Genomic DNA, 17551 nt, shown 5'->3' on the forward strand with positions numbered 1-17551 from the left:
ACGCCATGGCCCGCCCCCGACTGCTGCTTGTAGAAGACGATCCGGGCCTGTCGGAATTGCTGGAATTCCGTTTCCAGGCGGAAGGCTACGAGGTCGTATGCACGGCCGACGGCGACGATGCGCTGCTGCTCGCCGCCGAAACGCCGCCCGATCTTGTCATCCTCGACTGGATGATCGAAGGCACTAGCGGGATCGAGGTCTGCCGCCGCCTTCGGCGCGAGCAGGCCACCGCCCACGTGCCGATCATCATGCTGACCGCGCGGGAGGCGGAGGACGACCGTGTCCGCGGGCTCGACACCGGCGCCGACGATTACGTCACCAAGCCTTTCTCACCGCGGGAATTGCTGGCCCGCGTCTCTGCCGTGCTGCGCCGGGTACGCCCTGCGCTGGCAGGGGAATCGCTGTCGGTGGGCGACATTGTGCTCGATCCCGTGGCCCACAGCGTGGAGCGGCGCGGCAAAGCGCTGCACCTAGGCCCGACCGAGTTCCGCCTGCTCAAGTTCTTCATGGAAAGCCCGCGCCGCGTCTTCAGCCGCTCGCAACTGCTCGACGGCGTTTGGGGGACCGGTAGCGAGATCGAGGAACGCACGGTCGATGTCCACATCCGCCGCCTGCGCAAGGCGATCGAGATCGACGACAGCGACGACCCCATCCGCACCGTCCGCGCAGCTGGTTATGCATTGGAGCCGGTGGGCGGCTGATGCAGCCGGTCATTTATGCGCTGCTGGCATTGAGCTGAGCTGGATTGGTCGCAGCGGTCTTCATGTCCGCCATACGGCAACGGATGGAGCGTAAGCCCGAATTGCCGCTGCCATCGCTCGCGATCCGTGTGTCTGGTTGGCGCAAAGCGGAATTGCAGGCGATCCTCGCCAAGCTCGATCAAATGTACGGCGTGGGCAATGCGAAACTGACGCCACCTGACGACGGTATCTAATCCATCGATTTCCGGTCCGGCCTGACGGCGACGAACGCCAGTTTCCTCGTCAATTACATCCACTACCCGCACGACTTCGATCTCGGCAATCGCAAGGTCATTGCCACCACGCGCTATCCCGCCAAGGCCGCGATCGGCCTGCCGACCATTCCCGACGCGGACGATCGGTTGTCGATCTTCGTCGCGGTGCCGGACGATCACCATGACCGGGTGTGGGGCGTCGTAGGCAAATCCGGCCGCGTTCTGGAACAGGATTTCGGGCGCATGGCGTGGAATCCCGTCGATGGGACAGTGCCCGATGCGGTGGGCCGGCTATTCGTCGGGTGAGCCGGGCAGCTTGGGCGCGAGCCGCTGTCCGGCGCGGCGTCGCCATCGCTTCCAGCCCCAATAGCATCCCCCGGCCGCCAGCGCGCAACCGAGCAGGATGACGCCGCCCACGGTGATGGCCGCGGTAACCAGCGCCAGCATCAGCGACAGCACGAATTCCAGCACTTCCTTCATGCGCGCGATGCCGTGCCGGAAGCCACGTCAGCGGCACACGCCGGTATAGCGGCCGGACTGGTCGAGATGGAAATGATCGGCGTGGGCTTCATTGTAATCGGGCGATAGCACGGTTGCGAAGATTTCGCATGCATCGTCACGCACTTTGCGCAAGAAATGCGCTGCCTCACCGTCGCCTTGCCAATCCCCCAGCACGCTGACGCGGCGACCGTCCTCCAGCACGAACGCCGCAATGTCGATGGCATTGCCCGTGGCGTGCTCGCTCCACCGGCCTTCCGAAGCGCCATACATCCGGCGGCAGCTATAGGTACCGAAATGCTCGATCCGGGCGATGGGGGAGCCGAGGATGTCGCGCGCGGCAGGCTCCAGCGAGCGGCGCTGCCACAGCGCGAAACCCGCGGCGACGGGGCAGGTGCTGGCTGGCGGCCCCGGCGCGAGCGGCGCGTTTGCGAGCACGGTGCGGTCATCCCTGCGGCACTCCCCCTCCCCGGCCGGATCGAGCGCGCGAAATTCGATGCCGCTGCGCTCCAGCACGGCGCGGCATTGCGCGGGATCGCTACGCAGTGCGACCAGCTTGGCCTGCGTCGCCCAGCCCGGCGGATCGCCCAGGTCGAGCGGTGCCCACGGATCGTGCTGGGGATGGTCGCCCAGCCAAGCGCGGCCCGCCAGCACCACCCCGGCCAGCGCGAGCATGACGAGGATCCTGCGGTCCAGCGTGAAGCGACCGATGCGGCGGGAAATTTGCATTGTCAGTGAAAGTCGCGGGACTTGGGAATGATCCGCACGTCGCGGGGGTGGCCGCCCGATTGCGGGCCGTGGAAGCCGCATTCCCGGTTGCCGGGCGGCGGTTCCTGCCACGGCTCGACCGGCTTGTACGGATCCTCCGCCCCTTCGCGCAAATCGTTGCGGGGATTGGCCTTGCCCGACGGCAGCGGCGAATTGACATGGTCCGCACGGGCCAGCGGCGCGCTGAGCAAGTCATCGGACAGGCGATACAGGTCGTGGCTGGCGTCGGTCATGTGGTGGGCGATGACGTGGATCACCTCGTCGTCATACTCCACCCGCCCGCGCACTTCCATCAACCGCGCGCCCATTACCACCGTGCGCTGCTTTTCCTTCAGGTCCGGCCACACGACGAGGTTGATGACCCCCGTCTCGTCCTCCAGCGTGATGAAGCACACGCCTTTCGCGCTGCCCGGCCGCTGGCGGATCAGGACCACGCCCGCGACATGGACCATGGAGCGGAACTTGCGTGCGCGCAGGTCGCATGCCCGTACGAAGCCGCGTTCGGCCAGGCCGGGTCGCAGAAAGGCCATCGGATGGGCTTTCAGGCTGAGGCGCGTGGTCTGGTAATCGGCCACCACTTCCTCCGACAAGGGCATCGAAGGCAGTGCGGTCGCGCGCCCTTCCGCCCCCTCGTCCCGCGCGGCGGCGGCGGCGAACAACGGCAGGTCCGGCGCACCGACCAGGCTGCGGGCATCCCACAGCGCCTGGCGTCGGGACAGCTGCATCGAGGTGAAGCAGTCCGCACTGGCCAGGCGCTCGATATGCGCGGGCGAGATCCCGGCCCGATCGCGCAGGTCGCGCACGTCGCGATAGGGGCCGTTCTCCGCCCGTTCCGCCAGCAGCCGCGCGGCGACATGCTCGGGCAGTCCGTCCACCTGCCGCAGCCCGAGACGCAGCGCGAGGTGCCGGTCGAGGCGGCCCTTCACCTCGTCATTCAGACGTTCGGAAACCCACCCCGCTCCGCTAAGGCTCACCTGCGGTTCGCCAAGCTTCACTGCCCCTCCCTTGAGGGAGGGGTTGGGGTGGGTGTTCGACGTCCGCGTGTCTTCCAGCGTGCAATCCCATTCGCTGCCGTTCACGTCCGCCGGCAGCACCGCGACCCCGTGCTCGCTCGCATCGCGCACGATCTGCGCAGGCGCGTAGAAGCCCATGGGCTGCGAGTTGAGTAGCGCGCAGCCGAAGGCGGCCGGGAAGTGGCACTTGAGCCAGCTCGATACGTAGACGAGATGCGCGAAGCTGGCCGCGTGGCTTTCGGGAAAGCCATATTCGCCGAAGCCGCGGATCTGGTTGAAGCAGCGCTGGGCGAAGTCGCGGTCGTAACCGCGGTCCACCATCCGCTCCACCATCATGTCCTGCAATTCGTCCACCATGCCGCGGCTGCGGAAGGTCGCCATCGCCTTGCGCAGCCGGTTCGCCTCCTTGCTGGAAAACTTCGCTGCATCGAGAGCGATCTTCATCGCCTGCTCCTGGAAGATGGGCACGCCCAATGTGCGCTCGAGGATGCTGGAAAGCTCGTCCGGCGGGCCGTGATCGCGGCCCGGTGCGGGAATGACGACCGGCTCCTCCCCCCGCCGCCGCTTCAGGTAGGGATGCACCATGTCGCCCTGGATCGGCCCGGGGCGGACGATGGCCACCTGGATCACGAGGTCGTAGAATTCGCGCGGGCGCAAGCGCGGCAGCATGTTCATCTGCGCCCGGCTTTCGACCTGGAACACGCCGAGCGAATCCCCCTTGCGCAGCATGGCATAGGTCTCCGGATCCTCGCGCGGGACGGTGGCGAGCTCCAGCGGTCTTTCGTAATGGTTTTCAAGAAGATCGAGGCATTTCTTGATACAGGTCAACATGCCGAGCGCGAGCACGTCGACCTTCAGTATGCCCAGCGCTTCGATATCGTCCTTGTCCCATTCGATGAAACTGCGATCCGGCATCGCGCCGTTGCCGATCGGCACGGTTTCGGTCAGCGCGCCCTCGGTAAGGATGAAGCCGCCGACGTGCTGCGACAAATGGCGAGGCATTCCAATCATTTGCTGCGTCAACTTGAGCACGCGCCGCAAGTGCGGATCGGCGATATCCATGCCGGTTTCCGCAACATGCCCCTCGCCGATTTCCTTGCCCCACCCGCCCCACACGGTCTTCGCCAGCGCCGCCGTGACGTCTTCGGTCAGGCCCATCGCCTTGCCGACCTCGCGGATCGCCATGCGGGGGCGATAGTGGATGACAGTTGCGGTCAGGCCGGCACGGTGGCGGCCGTACTTGCGATAGAGGTACTGGATCACCTCCTCGCGCCGCTCGTGCTCGAAATCGACGTCGATATCGGGCGGCTCCTTGCGGTCTTCCGAGATGAAGCGGTCGAACAACAGCTGGTGGTGGACCGGATCGACGCTGGTGATGCCGAGGCAATAGCACACCGCCGAATTGGCCGCGCTACCGCGCCCCTGGCACAGGATCGGCGGATCGACGTCATTCCGCGCGAAATCGACGATGTCCTTGATCGTGAGGAAATAGCGCGCGAGGTCCATCTTGCCGATCAGCGCCAGCTCGCGCTCCAGCGTGTCGGCGATGTGCTCCGGCACACCTGCAGGATACCGCCCCTGCGCGCCCCACCACGTCTCGATCTCCAGGTGTTCCTGCGGGCCCATCCCGTCGGGATAGATCTCCTGCGGGTATTCGTAGGCGAGCTCGTCCAGGGCGAAGTTGCACGCATCGGCAACCGCGCGCGCCGCCACGATGGCATGGGGCCAGCGCTCGAACAGTTTTGCCATCACTTCCGGCGGCTTGAGGTAGCGTTCGGAATTGCCGTGGAGCAGGTGCCCGGCCCGCGCGACAGTGGTCTTGTGCCGGATCGCCGTCATCACGTCCTGCAGCGGGCGGCGCTGCGGTGCATGGTAATGCACGTCGTTGGTGGCGAGCAGCGCGAGGCCGTGTGCCTTTGCCAGCGCATCGAGCCGGTCGATCCGCGCGATATCGTCTCCGGTGTAGAGATAGCTGGCGGCAAGATGGCGCAGGGTGGGAAGTTGCGCGGCGAGGTGGGGGAGGATTTCGGCGAAGCTTCCTTCCATCTCCACTCTCTCTACGTCACCCCGGACCTGATCCGGGGTCCCGCTTTCTTCCGAAGACAGCGGGACCCCGGCTCGAAGACCGGGCTGACGAAAAGGGACGACATTGCTTTCGACCTCTATCGAGAACTTTGCGTCCAGATTACACGGCGGGATTGCGATCAACTGCACCCCTTCGCTGTGCGCGGCGAGCAGCGCGAGGTCGATGTCGCATTCCCCCTTCGCCTGCCATTCGCCGTCCAGCGTTTGCATCCGGCCCGCGCTGATCAGGCGGCACAGGCGGCCGTAGGCGGCCCGGCCTTCCGGATAGGCCAGGAAGGCGAGGCCTTCGACCGTCTCGATCCGGCAGCCGATCACCGGCCGCAGCTTCAGCGTGCTCGCCTCGGTATGGATGCGGACCACGCCGGCCATGGAATTTACGTCCGCGATGCCGATCGCATCGTAGCCGGCCGCCCGCGCCGCCAGCACCAGGTCCACCGCATCGGACGCGCCGCGCAGGAAACTGAAACAGGAAACGAGGCCGAGTTCGACGAAGGGCGCGCGGGGCGGCGCGTCTATGCCGTCCGGATCGAGCTCGATCGTCCGCTTGGGTATCTGGAGATCGCTTTCCGGCATGTCACCCGGCCAGCTCCTCCAGCCGCTGCCGCACGGCGGCAAGGTCGGCCTGGAACAGGCGCTCCTGCTCGTCGCGCGCAGGCCCGTCGAGCCGCAACAGGTAGGACGGGTGGGCGGTGATCCACAGCTCGCTTCCGTCTTCCAATGGGATCGGCGCGCCGCGTGCCTTCGAGATGCTGACCGTCTTGCCCAGCATTCCACGCGCCGCGCTCGCGCCCAGCGCCAGCACCAGCTTCGGCTTCACGATCGCGCGTTCGGCCTCCACCCACCAGCGGCAGGTGTCGATTTCCTTCGCGTTCGGGTTCTGGTGCAGCCGCCGCTTGCCGCGCATCACGTATTTGAAATGCTTCACCGTGTTCGTGACATAGGCCGCACCCCGATCGATCCCGGCGCGTTCGAGCTGCGCGTCAAGCAATTGCCCGGCGGGGCCGACGAAGGGTTTGCCGGCCATGTCCTCCTGGTCGCCGGGCTGCTCGCCGACAATCATGAGACCAGAAAAATCACTGCCATCGTCCGGCCCCTCGCCCATCACGGCCTCGTTCTCCAGCTCGCCGATCGGGCACTTGCGGCAGCCGTGGATCGCTTTGTCGATGGCGGCAAGCGTATCGGGGCGCTCCTCGAATTCCAGTTCGCCGGCGGCCACCATTGCGCTTTCCCTTTTCTGCGCGCCCGCAATGAGTTCTGGGATGAGCTCGGCCTCGGGCATGTTCTTCCAGTAGCGGCGCGGCATTTCCTTCAGCATCGCCCCCACTTTCAAACGCGCGGGGTTGAAGATGGATGCGTAATACTTGCGCCACAGCGCCTCGACCGGATCGCCGCCGGGTGCATCCTCGCGACGCGCGGGCCCGCTTTCGCGCATGGTCTCGCCATCCCAGTGCAGGCAGCCCTTCGGCGTCAGGATCGACCAGTTCATGTTGGCGAAGCGGCGCTTGAAGAAGCTCGCGTTGGCGCGCACGATATGGTGGTCGGGCTCGAACCAGGCGACGTAGTGCCCCCCACCTTCCCCGTTGCCCTCCCCGTCGCCCTCAGCCCCTCCGGCGCCATCCTCCACGAGCCGGAAGCGCACGAAGGCGTGCATCTTGTGACTGTCGCGTCGCACGGTGCGGTCGAGTTCTTCGAGCCGCCGCACGTCGTTGTCGGTGCGGTCTTCCAGCACGCGCGGGTTCGATTGCTGGCGCCACAGCAGGCGATAGAGCAGCGCGAAGCGATCGGTGTCGGAATGGAGGATGGCGTTGCGCGCCAGCTTCACGAAGCGCTTGCTCGCCCGCACGATGCGCGCCGGATCGTCCGGCACCGGCATCCGCCGCTCCCCATGCGAGAACAGGTCCCCGCTGCCGCCCGGGCCGACCCAGGCGATCCGGTCCGGCGGCACGTCGCATTGCACCAGCGCGCGCGCCCGTTCCCGCCAGAAGGCGAAATCGTCATGCTCCGGCAGGTTCACCACGTAATAGGTGCCGAACTTTACGTGCTGAAGCCCAGTCATCGCAAACCCATCATGCCGCGAACAGCTCCAGCTGCTCCTGCTTCGGGGCGAGCAGCGCGCGCAAGTCGCCGCGGTCGGTCAGCATCGTGGGCCGCCAGTCGAGCGCGCAGATGAAAGGCCGCACCTTGGTGATCGAGACGGTCAGCTTGCCGACATCCTCCAGCCTGAGGGTCCGGTGGCGGCGCGCGGCGATGATCTGGTTCACCGCCCGCAGCCCAGCCCCGGAACACGCAGCAACGCCTCGCGCGGGGCGCGGTTGACATCAACCGGGAAGCGTTCGCGGAACTTCAAAGCCCAGGCGAGCTTGGGATCGATATCGAGCGGCAAATTGCCGTCCGCCTCGGTCGCCTGCATCACCTCGCGAGCTTCGTAACCGTAGAACCGCATCAACCAGTCCGACTGGTAGAGCCGGTGTTCGCGGATCAGCGGCGGGCGCTTTAGCGGCAGCACCGCGCTGGCATCGGGGATGGGGCTGAAGGCGGAGTAATAGACACGGCGCAGGCGGTATCCGTCGTACAGGCGGCTGGCCTTGCCGACAATGTCCGCATCGCTCGCCCCGTCGGCGCCCACGATCATTTGGGTGGACTGACCGGCGGGCGCGAAACGGGGCGCGTGGCGGAACCGCTTGCGTTCGTCCTTCGACTGGCGGATCGCCATCTTCATCCCGCCCATCGCGCCTTCGATCTGGCGCGCATTCTTGTCGGGCGCGAGGCGGGTCAGCCCCGCATCGGTCGGCAGTTCGACATTGATCGAGACCCGGTCGGCATACAGTCCGGCCTGGTGCGCCAGCTGCGGATCGGCTTCCGGAATCGTCTTCAGGTGGATGTAGCCGCGAAAATCGTGCTCCTCGCGCAGGATCCGCGCGACCTCCACCAGCTGCTCCATCGTATGGTCGGAGCTCTTGATGATACCGGAGGAAAGGAACAGCCCTTCGATGTAGTTGCGGCGATAGAAGCTGAGCGTGAGATCCGCCACTTCCTGCGGCGTGAAGCGCGCGCGGCGCACGTTGCTGCTCTTGCGGTTGATGCAATAGTGGCAATCGAAGATGCAGTGATTGGTCAGCAGCACCTTCAGCAGGCTGATACAGCGACCGTCGGGCGCATAGGCGTGGCAGATGCCCATCCCTTCGGTCGAGCCGATGCCTTTTCCGCCCAGCGAGTTCTTTTTCGCCGTGCCGGACGACGCGCAGGAGGCATCGTATTTCGCCGCATCGGCAAGAATCTCCAGCTTTTCTATCGTCGTCAGCGCGCCCATGTGTTCTATATATGTTCACAGGACGGACTTGGCTAGGGGGATTCCAACCTGCCTGGTAAATGATTGAAGTCTTGGAATATCCCGCGCCGTCGCGCCGTTCGGGAGGCAGACAGAACGAAAAAGATCATCCATGTCCAGTATCACCACTCGGAACGGAACACGGCTGCGGTGGAAGGAGCTCGGCGAGGGACGCCCAGTCATTCTCATCCACGGCTGGTCCCTGTTGACCGACAGTTGGGACCCGATCATGATGAAGCTGGCCGACAACGGCGAAGGCCGATTTCCGCAAGTTCTTCACCGGCTTCTTCAAGGATTTCTACGGTGACGGCGTAAGCGACGAGGAACGTCACTGGGCATGGCAGACCACCATGCACGCCAGCCAGTACGGCACGCTGCAATCGGCCGCTGCATTCGCCACTACCGACTTTCGCCCCGACCTCCCCAGCTTCACCGTGCCGACACTGGTGATCCACGGGACCGAAGACGTGACCGTGCCGATCGACGCGACGGGCCGCGCGGTGGCAGAGCAGGTCGATAGCGCCGAACTGATCGAATACGAGGGCGAACCGCACGCCGTCTTCGCCACCCAGACGGAACGCGTGGGCGACGATATCCTCGCCTTCCTCAAGCGCCGAGAAAGACGCAGGCTAGATCGAGCCTGACAGAGAGGCGCGTTCCGCAAAGGGACGCGCCTTTTCCTTCGCCTCCGACCGCAGGATGGCGGCGGCGACGCAGGCGACGAATACGGCTCCTTCGAGGGCGGCATTCACCGACGGCGGCAAGGCCGAGCCGATCTGCAGCCGGGCTTGCGGAAAGGACCGCAGCAAGCCGGCGAGGCTGTCGCCCATCAACGCGCCGCCAGCCAGATGGACGAGCAGCCCGGCCGATCCGCCGATGACTGCGCATGCCGTAACGCGATAGCCCATCGAAAGGCCCCCGGTAGCGGCGACCCCCAGACCGGTCGCCGTCCCGATCAGCGCACCTTCGAGCACGCCGGTCATGGCCGTCGGCGCGCTTCCCGTGAGCAAGGCGAAACCGTCCGACAATACGAGGCTGGCGAGTGCCCCTGTCACGATACCGCCCACGGCCCCGCCGGCGATGGCCCACCAGCCCGCAGGCGGCTGTACGAAGCGCGACGCCGCTACTCCGGTGGCGATGCCCATGCCCGAGATTGCCGCTGCCGCTACACTCGCGACCACGACCACCAGCACGATCGAAAGCGCAGATCCGCGTCCGCTATCGACCGAACCGGCCTGCGCGCCGTAGAACAGCCCGACTATCACTCCGGCCAAGGCGGCGCCCAGGGCGCCAGAGGTCATGGTGCGGAGTAGTCCGGCTCGCGTCGAAGCGGGCTGGTGATGGGCGACTTGCGGCTTCGCCGCGGCATGCACGGGGGCGACGAAGCGGTAACCGTGCTTCGGCACCGTCTCGATGAAGCGCGGCGATGCGGCATCGTCGCCCAGCGCCTTGCGAAGCGCACGGATGGCCTGCGTCAACGCATCGTCCGTCACCGGCACGCCGCGCCAGACCTCGTCCATGAAACGGTCCTTGGTGACCAGTTCGCCCGGCTCGCGCGCCAGCAGCACCAGGGCATCGAGATAGCGTGCGCTTATCTCCACCGGCTGTCCCCCGCGCAGCAGGGTGCGGTTGGCCGGATCGAGCGTGAAATCGCCGAAAGTCAGCGGCATGTCGCGCATTTCAGCAATTCCTCAGGCTCCCCTCATGGCTTTCACCGCCGGCCCCGGCAGGGATAGGCCTCCACATACGAATGAGGCAAGACATGACCAATCAAGAGATTACCCGCCCCGCCCTGCTGAACCCGTGGCGCTTGCTCGGCTGGGGAATCGCCGCGACGCTGATCACCATTCCCGCCGTCGCCACGCTGTTCTTCGGCTTCACCGGATGGACTGGCGAGGATTTCGTAGCCGCGATCATCATGCTGGGCGGCGTGGGCCTGGCGTTCGAGATGGCCATGCGGGCAAGCGGCAGCTGGGCCTATCGCGGCGGCGCGGCGGTTGCGCTGGGTGCGGCGCTGCTGCTGCTGTGGGCCAACGGCGCGGTCGGCATCGTCGGGAACGAGGGCAACGCGATCAACCTGTGGTTCAACCTCGTCCCGCTGGTGGCGCTGTTCGGGGCGATCGGGGCCCGGTTCAAGGCACGCGGCATGGCAGCGGCGATGACGGCGACCGCGGTATTCCAGCTGGTCGTGGGCATCATCGTCCAGTCCTACGGCCACTTTACCTGGGTGTTCACCGGCATCTGGTTCGGCGCGTGGATGGTATCGGCTTACCTGTTCCGCAAGGCGGCCGCGCAGGTGGACGATCAGGCGGCGTAGTTTTCGAGATATCCGCACCGGGTGCACCGCTCGGTGCGGATTTCGATCTTCTTGCGGCCTTTCGTCTTGAGGCCGGTCCAGATGCTCTTGACCGGCTTCCCGGCCATCCAGTGGCTGACCATCGCGGAGCCGCTGCCGTAGTTGGAATCGAGGACGAAGCCGGTTTCCATCCGGCCGTCGCACTTGGGGCAGGTCTTGCTCATGCGCTCTCCTTTGGGTGCACACCCTTAGGCGCACCCTAGGCGCATAGGCCCTGCAAATACCAGTCCGGCATGCCGCCTCGCCCGTCGCCGATCAGGCCGTGGCGATAGATCCAGTAGCGCCGGCCCGCCCCGTCCTCGATCCGGTAATAGTCGCGCAGGCGCACGGTCGATTTCTCGCGCCACCATTCGGGCGCAATCCGCTCCGGCCCCTCGACCCGCGCGACTTCGTGCACTTCCCCCCGCCAGCGGAACTTCTGCGGGAAGCCGTCGGGTGTGGCATAGAGCACGGCGATAGGTTCCGCCCGGTCGAGCAGCTTGAGCGGGCGGGCGTGGAAAGCCAATTGCTCCTGAAAACCATGAGGACTGGGCGGTTCGGCCTCAAGCGGTGGCTGCCAGCGCTGGGCGCGCTCCGGGATGTGGCTGGCGAAGGGGACCGGGCGGCGCACCGCATGCGGGCCGAGCCGCACGGTCAGCCGGTCGACGCAGGCGGCAAGGCTGGTGCCATGGTCTTCCGCCGCTGCCTCCAGGTCCCGCTGGCCGAGGTCGAGCGGTTCGGACCACGAGGCGCGCATCCGCACGCTCTCGATCCCGAAGCCGGCGTCGATATCGTCGAGCTTGGCGGCGAACAGGCGGCAGATATGCGCGGCATCGCGGGTGGCGGCGGCCATTTCCAGGCGGCGGACGATCACCTCGCCATCCACGCGCCACACGCCGACCTCCAGCCTGCGCGCGCCCTCTCCCTTCGCCTCCAGCTCGCGTGCCATGTCGGCGGCAAGGTCGCGCACCACCTGGTCGAGCAGGTCGCGGTGGCGGATCGGTTCGACCAGGCGGCGCTGCACCAGCGGCATCTGCGGCGGGATCACCGGCAGCAGCGGCTCTGGCACCTTGCCGAGCAGCTGGTCGAGCCGCACCAGCGGGTTCGCGGCAGGCGCGCGGCGGTTGCGGAACCGGCGGTGGAGCGCATCGCGGCCCTCGCGCTCGGCAAAGCGGTCGGTCAGGTCGCCGATCCGCTTCAGACCGAGCCGGCGCAGGATGACCAGCACATCCTCGTCGAGCCGCAGGGCCGCCACGGGCAGGCCGGAAAGCCGCGCCACCGCATCGTCATCGGGGGACAGGATCACGCGGTCCGGACCGTAGTGGGAAAGCGCCCAGGCCGCGCCTGCCGTGGGCGCGATGGCGAGGCGCGCCGCCAGCCCGCGCTTCGCGAACAGCGCCGCCGCATCGGCCAGCAGCCGCTCCTCGCCCGCGAACAGGTGCGCCGCGCCGGTGATATCCACCAGCAGCGCATCGGGCGCGTCCATCGCCGTCCACGGGCCCCAGCGCTGCGCCCACGCGGCAAGCCGTTCGAGGAAGTCGAGATCGCCTGCCGGATCAGAGGGATGGACCGCCACCTGCGGGCACAGCGTCCGCGCATCGGCGAGCATGGAGCGCGGGCGGATACCGGCAGCACGGCCGGCATCGTTGACCGCATCGATGCGCGGCCCGTGCGCAGTTTCTGTAATGAGCACCAGCGGCCCGGCGTCTTCCCCCTGCCCGCGCGCGCAGCCTGCCGCCTGCCGCCAGCGATCGAGCGACAGCTGCGCCAGCCAGATCGACAGGATCCGGCGCGGAGAGCGGTTTCCGGGCGGCGGGGACATGCGAGCGCCGCCCTTCAGGCCGTGCGGGTGCGGGAAAACCTGGCGAGGAAGCTGCCGATACGCTCCCCACTCATCATGGCCCCGTTCATCGCCGAACTACCGAAATCCGTTCGTCCCGGGCCTGTCGAAGGACGCGCACCAAGCCGGCCTCCCTCCTCTTCCCGTAGCACGAAACTGGCCGGGCGATGGCGGCGGGCGCGGAACAGTTCGGCCTGCCAGCTCGGCGCGCCGGGCGCATCGCCGTTCCAGCGCGGACGCGGCGAGGCGTGGCTGGCCACCTCCCACCGCATGCGGGCGGAAGACAGGTCGCGTTCGGCATCGAGGCGGACGAGGAACAGCGGCACGCCGTGCCTTTCGCTCGCCAGGCTCAGCCGGCGCGAGGCGGTGAAGTCGAGCGCGCGCGGATTGCCCGCCAGCTCCCCGATCACCGCGGCAAGGTCGCGGCAGCGCACCGCCTCTTCCAGCGTGAACAGCACGTCCTGCGCATTTTCCGCCTCGACATGGATCAGCCGGTGGCGCAGCCCTTCCGGCAGGCCGGGGCGATAGGGGCGCCCGGTCAGCCGGATGGCGCGGCGTTCCTGCACCCACAGCACCGCGCGCCGATCCTCCGCCTCGGCCAGCGGCCCCGGTTCGGCCCGGGCGCTGCGCAGCTGGTCGAGCGCGAGCGCCAGCGCGGCAGCCCCGCCCGTGCCATCGCGCGAGGACGCGAAAATCTCGCTGTGCAGCGCCATGTCGCCGCGCCCCGGCTGCCAGTCCGGGCTGCGCGAACCGGGCAGGCTGCGACAGGGAACGGCAGGCACGCCGGCAATCCCCGCACGGGGCGCCGGAGCCGGGATGGAAGCGGCATCGGTCATGGCGAATCAATTTCTATGTTCTATTTATGTTCCAACATTCGCGGCTTGGCAATCGCCGGAACAAAACCCCTTCCCCGCCCATTGGACGGGCAAAGGAGAAAACCATGAATTACGAGCAAGGCGATGCAGACGAACTGAAGACCAAATTCTGGAAGGCGTTTGCCGATTCGCCCTTCTGCTTCCTCGAACGCAAGGCCCAGCCCGATGGCGCCGTGGTCATGACCGCGCAGCTCGACAAGGATGCCGACAGCGAGATCTGGTTCTTCACCACCAAGGACAACCACCTCGCCCAGATGGGCCCGGCCATCGTGACCTATGCCGGCAAGGACAACCAGATATTCGCCCGGGTCGAAGGCACGCTGACCGAAGAAACGAGCCGCGAGCGCCTGGACAAGCAGTGGAGCAAGATCGTGGAAGCCTGGTTCCCGGGCGGCAAGGACGATCCCAACCTCATCATGCTGCGCATGGACCTCGCCGAGGCGGAGATCTGGAACAGCGACCTCGGCCTCATCAACAATGCCAAGATGCTGCTGGGCAAGGATGTGCGCGAGGAAGCCGCGGAAAACCACGTCGAAACGGCAATCTGACCCGTTACGAAATCATTCCGGTGCCTTGAACAGCGTATGGAATGAAAAGGGGCCGCCTCCGGCATGGAGACGGCCCCTTCCTCTTGCCCTCAATCCGGCTTGGAGGGCGTGTCGATCGGGAAATCGTGTTCGCTGCCGCCGATGGCATCGACCACTTCGACCACGCCTTTGCCCAGATGGCTGCGGCTGCGGCTGTAGGCGAAGTAGATCACGAAGCCGATCACCGACCAGATCGGCAGCATCAGCATCGCCGCCGCCGGCAGGTTCAGGAACAGGAACAGGCAGCCCGCCACGGTCAGCGGGGCCACGATCCAGACACCCGGAACGCGGAAGCTGCGCGGCCGCCCGCCGTCCGTACGGCGCAGCACCATCACCGCCACCGCCACCATCAGGAACGCATACAGCGTGCCCGCATTGGCGATGTCCGCCAGCTGGCCGACCGGAAAGAACGCCGCACCGATGGCCACCAGGATGCCCGTGATCGCGGTGACGACATAGGGTGTCTTCCACTTCGGGTGGACCTTCGACAGGCCATCGGGAAGCAGCCCGTCGCGGCTCATCACGAAGAAGATGCGGGTCTGCGCGAACAGCAGCACCAGGATGACCGAAGGCAGCGCCAGGATCGCCGCATAGCCCAGCATGTTGCCGATCGCCCCGAAGCCGATTTCGCGCAGGACATGGGCCAGCGCCTCGTTCGAACAGACCAGCGCGTCGGCATACTGCGGCATGGCGCATTGCCGGGCGAGCTCTTCCGAACCTGCCGGGAACGGCACGCCGCCCGGCCCCATGATGGGCTGTCCGCCGATGGTGCCGATAGCCCCTGCCGCCACGAGGATATAGAACACGGTGCAGAACAGCAGTGACCCGATCAGGCCGATCGGCACGTTGCGCTGCGGGTTCTTGGTCTCCTCTGCCGCGGTGCTGACGGCATCGAAGCCGACATAGGCGAAGAAGATCGTCGCCGCCGCGCCCACCGCGCCCACCCCGGTGCCCCATCCGCCGAACACGCCGGCAGGCAGGAACGGGTTGAAGCGCGCGGTGTCGAACTCGCCGCTGGTGAGCGTGAGGCCGATAAACAGCGTCAGCGCCGTCACCTTAACCAGCACCAGCACGGCGTTGACCTTCGCGCTCTCGCTCGTCCCGATCATCAGCAGCCAGGTGACCAGCAGGGCGATGATCAGCGCCGGCAGGTTGATCAGCCCACCCGGGGCGCCGCCCAGCGCCAATGGCCCGGCGGTCAACCATGGTGGCAGGGCTATCCCGAACGTGTCGTTCAAAATGGTGCCGGTGAAATAGCCCGACCAGCCCACGGACACGGCGGATGCGGCGATGGCGTATTCCAGCACCAGCGCCCAGCCCACGGTCCAGGCGAGGAATTCGCCCATCGTAGCGTAGCTATAGGTGTAGGCGGACCCCGCCACGGGGATCATCGAGGCGATCTCCGCATAGCAGAGCGCGGCGACGATGCAGACCGCCCCCGCGATGACGAAGGCCAGCATCAGGCCGGGACCGGCCTTCTGCGCGCCTGCGGCAGTCAGCACGAAAATGCCCGTGCCGATGATGCAACCGATGCCGAACAGCATCAGCTGGAACGCCCCCAGCGACCTGTGGAGCGATTTCTTCTCCGCCGTCGCCAGAATGGCGTCGAGCGGCTTTACCCTGTCGAAAATCATGGACCGTCAGGCCTCCACGGCCCGCCCGCGGACTGCCCGCGGGCCGATTGCCGCAACGCGCGGATTACGCCCGACGCAAAGATTCGAAAAGCGAAATCACTCCGCGCCGAGCAGGCTGGGGAACAGGCCGGTCACGAGGATGATCGTCACCGCGATGGGGCACAGCCAGGCGAGCAGGAAGCGCCACAGCGTGAACATCCCGCGGGAAAGGCCGGTCGTCGTCTCCAGCAGGCGCCGGTCGGCCCGCCACCCGATGAACAGCGAGGTGAACAATGCGCCCAGCGGCAGCATGATCTTGCCCGTGAAACCGTCCACCGTGTCGAGGATGTCGGTTTCCGCAAAGATCGACCAGAAGCCGAGCGGGCGGACGTCGGAAAGGACGTTGTAGCCGAGCAGGCAGAGCACGCCGATGGCAAACGCGCCCGCGCCGAACACCAGGGCCGATGTCGTGCGCGACCAGCCCAGTTCGCCCACGCCCCAAGCTGTCGGCACTTCCAGCAGCGAGATCGAGCTGGTGATGGCGGCCACGAGGATCAGCACGAAGAAGAGCAATCCGATGAGGGAGCCCGCCGGCATGGATTCGAACGCGAAGGGCAGGGTCTGGAACACCAGCGTCGGCCCGGCAGCCGGGTCGAGGCCCACGGCGAACACGATCGGGAAGATCATCAGGCCGGCGATCAGCGCGACGCCCGTATCTGCAAAGGCAATCGCTGCGGCAGTCGAGCCGAGCTTGGTGCCCTCGCGAATGTAGGAGCCGTAGGTAATGATCCCGGCCACACCGAGGGAAAGCGAGAACAAGGCCTGGCCGAGCGCGGAGTTCATCACTTCCGGCGTCAGCTTGCTCCAGTCGGGCGTGAAGAGGAACGCGGCCGCCTCGCCTAGGTTGCCGACGAACGCCCCATAAATCGTGATGGCGATCAGCAGGACGAAGAAAGCCGGCATCAGCCAGGTCGCTGCTTTCTCGATGCCGCCCGATACGCCGCGCGCGACGATGAACAGAGTGGCGCCCATGAACAAAAAATGCATCGACAGCAGTAGCATGGGATCGGCGAAAAGGTTGCCCATGCGGCCGGCAATCTGTTCCTGCGATTCGCCCGCCAGCGCACCGCGGAACGGATCGCCGGCAAGGACCGCGCTACCGAAGTCGGCGGCGAACACGCCGGCGTAATAGAGCACCCAACCCGCCACGACCGAATAGAACGAGACGATCAGGAAAGCGGCCAGCGCGCCCAGCCCGCCGAACAGCGACCAGCGCTTCGAGACGCGCGACTGTTCCGCGACGCGGCGGATCGAGCCGACCGCATCGGTCTGGCCAGCGCGCCCGATGAAGATTTCCGCAAGCAACAGCGGCAAGCCGAGCAGGAAGACGCAGCCGATGTAGAAGATGACGAAGGCACCGCCCCCGCTCTCCCCCGCCAGCGTCGGGAAGCGCCACAGGTTGCCCAGGCCCACCGCGGCGCCGATTGCCGCGAGGATGAAGGCGGAGCGCGAGGACCAGCCCTGTTCGCCGCCCTGCCCGTTTGAAATCGCAACCATTCAAAATCCCTCGTCCCGAAAATTTGTTGCGCGCCTCTTTGCAATTTTTCCGCCGCATTGGAAGGGCGCGGTTTGCGCTATCCCGCCACCTCGCTAG

Annotated in this window: 17 protein-coding genes and 1 pseudogene; 7 read left to right on the top strand and 11 right to left on the bottom strand. The window is 66.5% G+C overall.

The annotated features are described in order from the left end of the window. The first annotated feature begins 5 nt into the window (after window positions 1–5). The 3 genes from phoB to QQW98_RS12325 all read left to right on the top strand — a co-directional run bounded on the left by phoB (window position 6) and on the right by QQW98_RS12325 (window position 1261). On the top strand, window positions 6–701 hold the full coding sequence (gene phoB, locus QQW98_RS12315; RefSeq protein ID WP_290135227.1) for a phosphate regulon transcriptional regulator PhoB: 696 nt from the start codon (window positions 6–8) through the stop codon (window positions 699–701). A gap of 62 nt (window positions 702–763) precedes the next feature. Further along, complete coding sequence (locus tag QQW98_RS12320) at window positions 764–934, top strand: hypothetical protein (RefSeq protein ID WP_290135228.1); 171 nt, start codon at window positions 764–766, stop codon at window positions 932–934. A 168-nt stretch (window positions 935–1102) separates the two neighbouring features. After that, entirely contained in the window at window positions 1103–1261 is a 159-nt protein-coding gene (locus QQW98_RS12325) for a hypothetical protein (RefSeq protein WP_290135229.1), read from the top strand. Here QQW98_RS12325 and QQW98_RS12330 read toward each other — a convergent pair. The 5 genes and pseudogenes from QQW98_RS12330 to QQW98_RS12350 all read right to left on the bottom strand — a co-directional run bounded on the left by QQW98_RS12330 (window position 1247) and on the right by QQW98_RS12350 (window position 8629). Continuing rightward, window positions 1247–1435, bottom strand: coding sequence for a hypothetical protein (locus QQW98_RS12330; protein WP_290135230.1), 189 nt, complete (start codon window positions 1433–1435; stop codon window positions 1247–1249). The genes QQW98_RS12325 and QQW98_RS12330 overlap by 15 nt on opposite strands. Before the next feature lie 27 nt (window positions 1436–1462). Further along, on the bottom strand, window positions 1463–2182 hold the full coding sequence (locus QQW98_RS12335; protein WP_290135231.1) for an extensin-like domain-containing protein: 720 nt from the start codon (window positions 2180–2182) through the stop codon (window positions 1463–1465). 2 nt (window positions 2183–2184) lie between these two features. Beyond that, window positions 2185–5892, bottom strand: coding sequence for an error-prone DNA polymerase (locus QQW98_RS12340; RefSeq protein ID WP_290135232.1), 3708 nt, complete (start codon window positions 5890–5892; stop codon window positions 2185–2187). Window position 5893: 1 nt separating this feature from the next. Further along, window positions 5894–7375: a UdgX family uracil-DNA binding protein gene (locus tag QQW98_RS12345; RefSeq protein ID WP_290135233.1), complete on the bottom strand. Its 1482-nt coding sequence runs from the start codon at window positions 7373–7375 to the stop codon at window positions 5894–5896. Window positions 7376–7385: 10 nt separating this feature from the next. Continuing rightward, window positions 7386–8629 (bottom strand): annotated as a pseudogene (locus QQW98_RS12350) (putative DNA modification/repair radical SAM protein). Between the two features lie 130 nt (window positions 8630–8759). On the opposite strand from QQW98_RS12350, the gene QQW98_RS13925 reads away from it, so the two are divergent. Beyond that, entirely contained in the window at window positions 8760–8954 is a 195-nt protein-coding gene (locus QQW98_RS13925; protein ID WP_319023291.1) for an alpha/beta fold hydrolase, read from the top strand. Between the two features lie 43 nt (window positions 8955–8997). Continuing rightward, window positions 8998–9291, top strand: coding sequence for an alpha/beta fold hydrolase (locus QQW98_RS13930; protein ID WP_319023292.1), 294 nt, complete (start codon window positions 8998–9000; stop codon window positions 9289–9291). Here the strand turns inward: QQW98_RS13930 and QQW98_RS12360 are convergent. Further along, window positions 9277–10326 (bottom strand): winged helix-turn-helix domain-containing protein, encoded by a 1050-nt coding sequence (locus tag QQW98_RS12360; protein WP_290135234.1) that lies wholly within the window; start codon window positions 10324–10326, stop codon window positions 9277–9279. The genes QQW98_RS13930 and QQW98_RS12360 overlap by 15 nt on opposite strands. A gap of 83 nt (window positions 10327–10409) precedes the next feature. Between QQW98_RS12360 and QQW98_RS12365 the strand changes: the two genes are divergently transcribed. Next, window positions 10410–10964 (top strand): hypothetical protein, encoded by a 555-nt coding sequence (locus tag QQW98_RS12365; RefSeq protein WP_290135235.1) that lies wholly within the window; start codon window positions 10410–10412, stop codon window positions 10962–10964. On the opposite strand, the gene QQW98_RS12370 is transcribed toward QQW98_RS12365, so the two are convergent. The 3 genes from QQW98_RS12370 to QQW98_RS12380 are packed head-to-tail and all read right to left on the bottom strand — an operon-like array spanning window position 10952 to window position 13658. After that, a complete protein-coding gene (locus QQW98_RS12370) occupies window positions 10952–11167 on the bottom strand; it encodes a hypothetical protein (protein WP_290135236.1) in 216 nt (71 codons plus the stop codon). The genes QQW98_RS12365 and QQW98_RS12370 overlap by 13 nt on opposite strands. A 35-nt stretch (window positions 11168–11202) precedes the next feature. Continuing rightward, window positions 11203–12804 (bottom strand): DUF6504 family protein, encoded by a 1602-nt coding sequence (locus QQW98_RS12375; RefSeq protein ID WP_290135237.1) that lies wholly within the window; start codon window positions 12802–12804, stop codon window positions 11203–11205. Between the two features lie 14 nt (window positions 12805–12818). Next, window positions 12819–13658 carry a hypothetical protein gene (locus QQW98_RS12380; RefSeq protein ID WP_290135238.1) on the bottom strand — a complete coding sequence of 280 codons (840 nt, stop codon included), beginning with the start codon at window positions 13656–13658 and terminating at the stop codon, window positions 12819–12821. A gap of 104 nt (window positions 13659–13762) precedes the next feature. Between QQW98_RS12380 and QQW98_RS12385 the strand changes: the two genes are divergently transcribed. Further along, window positions 13763–14245 carry a pyridoxamine 5'-phosphate oxidase family protein gene (locus tag QQW98_RS12385; protein WP_290135239.1) on the top strand — a complete coding sequence of 161 codons (483 nt, stop codon included), beginning with the start codon at window positions 13763–13765 and terminating at the stop codon, window positions 14243–14245. 89 nt (window positions 14246–14334) lie between these two features. Here QQW98_RS12385 and QQW98_RS12390 read toward each other — a convergent pair whose 3' ends face one another. Beyond that, the gene (locus QQW98_RS12390; protein WP_290135240.1) at window positions 14335–15918 is read right to left on the bottom strand and encodes an amino acid permease; all 1584 of its coding nucleotides are present in this window, start codon (window positions 15916–15918) and stop codon (window positions 14335–14337) included. Between the two features lie 96 nt (window positions 15919–16014). Then, window positions 16015–17454: a sodium-dependent transporter gene (locus tag QQW98_RS12395; RefSeq protein WP_290135241.1), complete on the bottom strand. Its 1440-nt coding sequence runs from the start codon at window positions 17452–17454 to the stop codon at window positions 16015–16017. Between the last annotated feature and the right edge of the window lie 97 nt (window positions 17455–17551).

The sequence above is a fragment of the Alteriqipengyuania flavescens genome, assembly GCF_030406725.1.
Taxonomy (GTDB): Bacteria; Pseudomonadota; Alphaproteobacteria; order Sphingomonadales; family Sphingomonadaceae; genus Alteriqipengyuania_B; species Alteriqipengyuania_B flavescens.

Bases quoted from the DNA above. Each gene is read 5' to 3' on its own strand.
- phoB (WP_290135227.1), top strand. From the start codon at position 6: ATGGCCCGCCCCCGACTGCTGCTTGTAGAAGACGATCCGGGCCTGTCG.
- QQW98_RS12320 (WP_290135228.1), top strand. From the start codon at position 764: ATGTCCGCCATACGGCAACGGATGGAGCGTAAGCCCGAATTGCCGCTG.
- QQW98_RS12330 (WP_290135230.1), bottom strand. From the start codon at position 1,435: ATGAAGGAAGTGCTGGAATTCGTGCTGTCGCTGATGCTGGCGCTGGTT.
- QQW98_RS12335 (WP_290135231.1), bottom strand. From the start codon at position 2,182: ATGCAAATTTCCCGCCGCATCGGTCGCTTCACGCTGGACCGCAGGATC.
- QQW98_RS12340 (WP_290135232.1), bottom strand. From the start codon at position 5,892: ATGCCGGAAAGCGATCTCCAGATACCCAAGCGGACGATCGAGCTCGAT.
- QQW98_RS12345 (WP_290135233.1), bottom strand. From the start codon at position 7,375: ATGACTGGGCTTCAGCACGTAAAGTTCGGCACCTATTACGTGGTGAAC.
- QQW98_RS13925 (WP_319023291.1), top strand. From the start codon at position 8,760: ATGTCCAGTATCACCACTCGGAACGGAACACGGCTGCGGTGGAAGGAG.
- QQW98_RS13930 (WP_319023292.1), top strand. From the start codon at position 8,998: ATGCACGCCAGCCAGTACGGCACGCTGCAATCGGCCGCTGCATTCGCC.
- QQW98_RS12360 (WP_290135234.1), bottom strand. From the start codon at position 10,326: ATGCGCGACATGCCGCTGACTTTCGGCGATTTCACGCTCGATCCGGCC.
- QQW98_RS12365 (WP_290135235.1), top strand. From the start codon at position 10,410: ATGACCAATCAAGAGATTACCCGCCCCGCCCTGCTGAACCCGTGGCGC.
- QQW98_RS12370 (WP_290135236.1), bottom strand. From the start codon at position 11,167: ATGAGCAAGACCTGCCCCAAGTGCGACGGCCGGATGGAAACCGGCTTC.
- QQW98_RS12375 (WP_290135237.1), bottom strand. From the start codon at position 12,804: ATGTCCCCGCCGCCCGGAAACCGCTCTCCGCGCCGGATCCTGTCGATC.
- QQW98_RS12380 (WP_290135238.1), bottom strand. From the start codon at position 13,658: ATGACCGATGCCGCTTCCATCCCGGCTCCGGCGCCCCGTGCGGGGATT.
- QQW98_RS12385 (WP_290135239.1), top strand. From the start codon at position 13,763: ATGAATTACGAGCAAGGCGATGCAGACGAACTGAAGACCAAATTCTGG.
- QQW98_RS12390 (WP_290135240.1), bottom strand. From the start codon at position 15,918: ATGATTTTCGACAGGGTAAAGCCGCTCGACGCCATTCTGGCGACGGCG.
- QQW98_RS12395 (WP_290135241.1), bottom strand. From the start codon at position 17,454: ATGGTTGCGATTTCAAACGGGCAGGGCGGCGAACAGGGCTGGTCCTCG.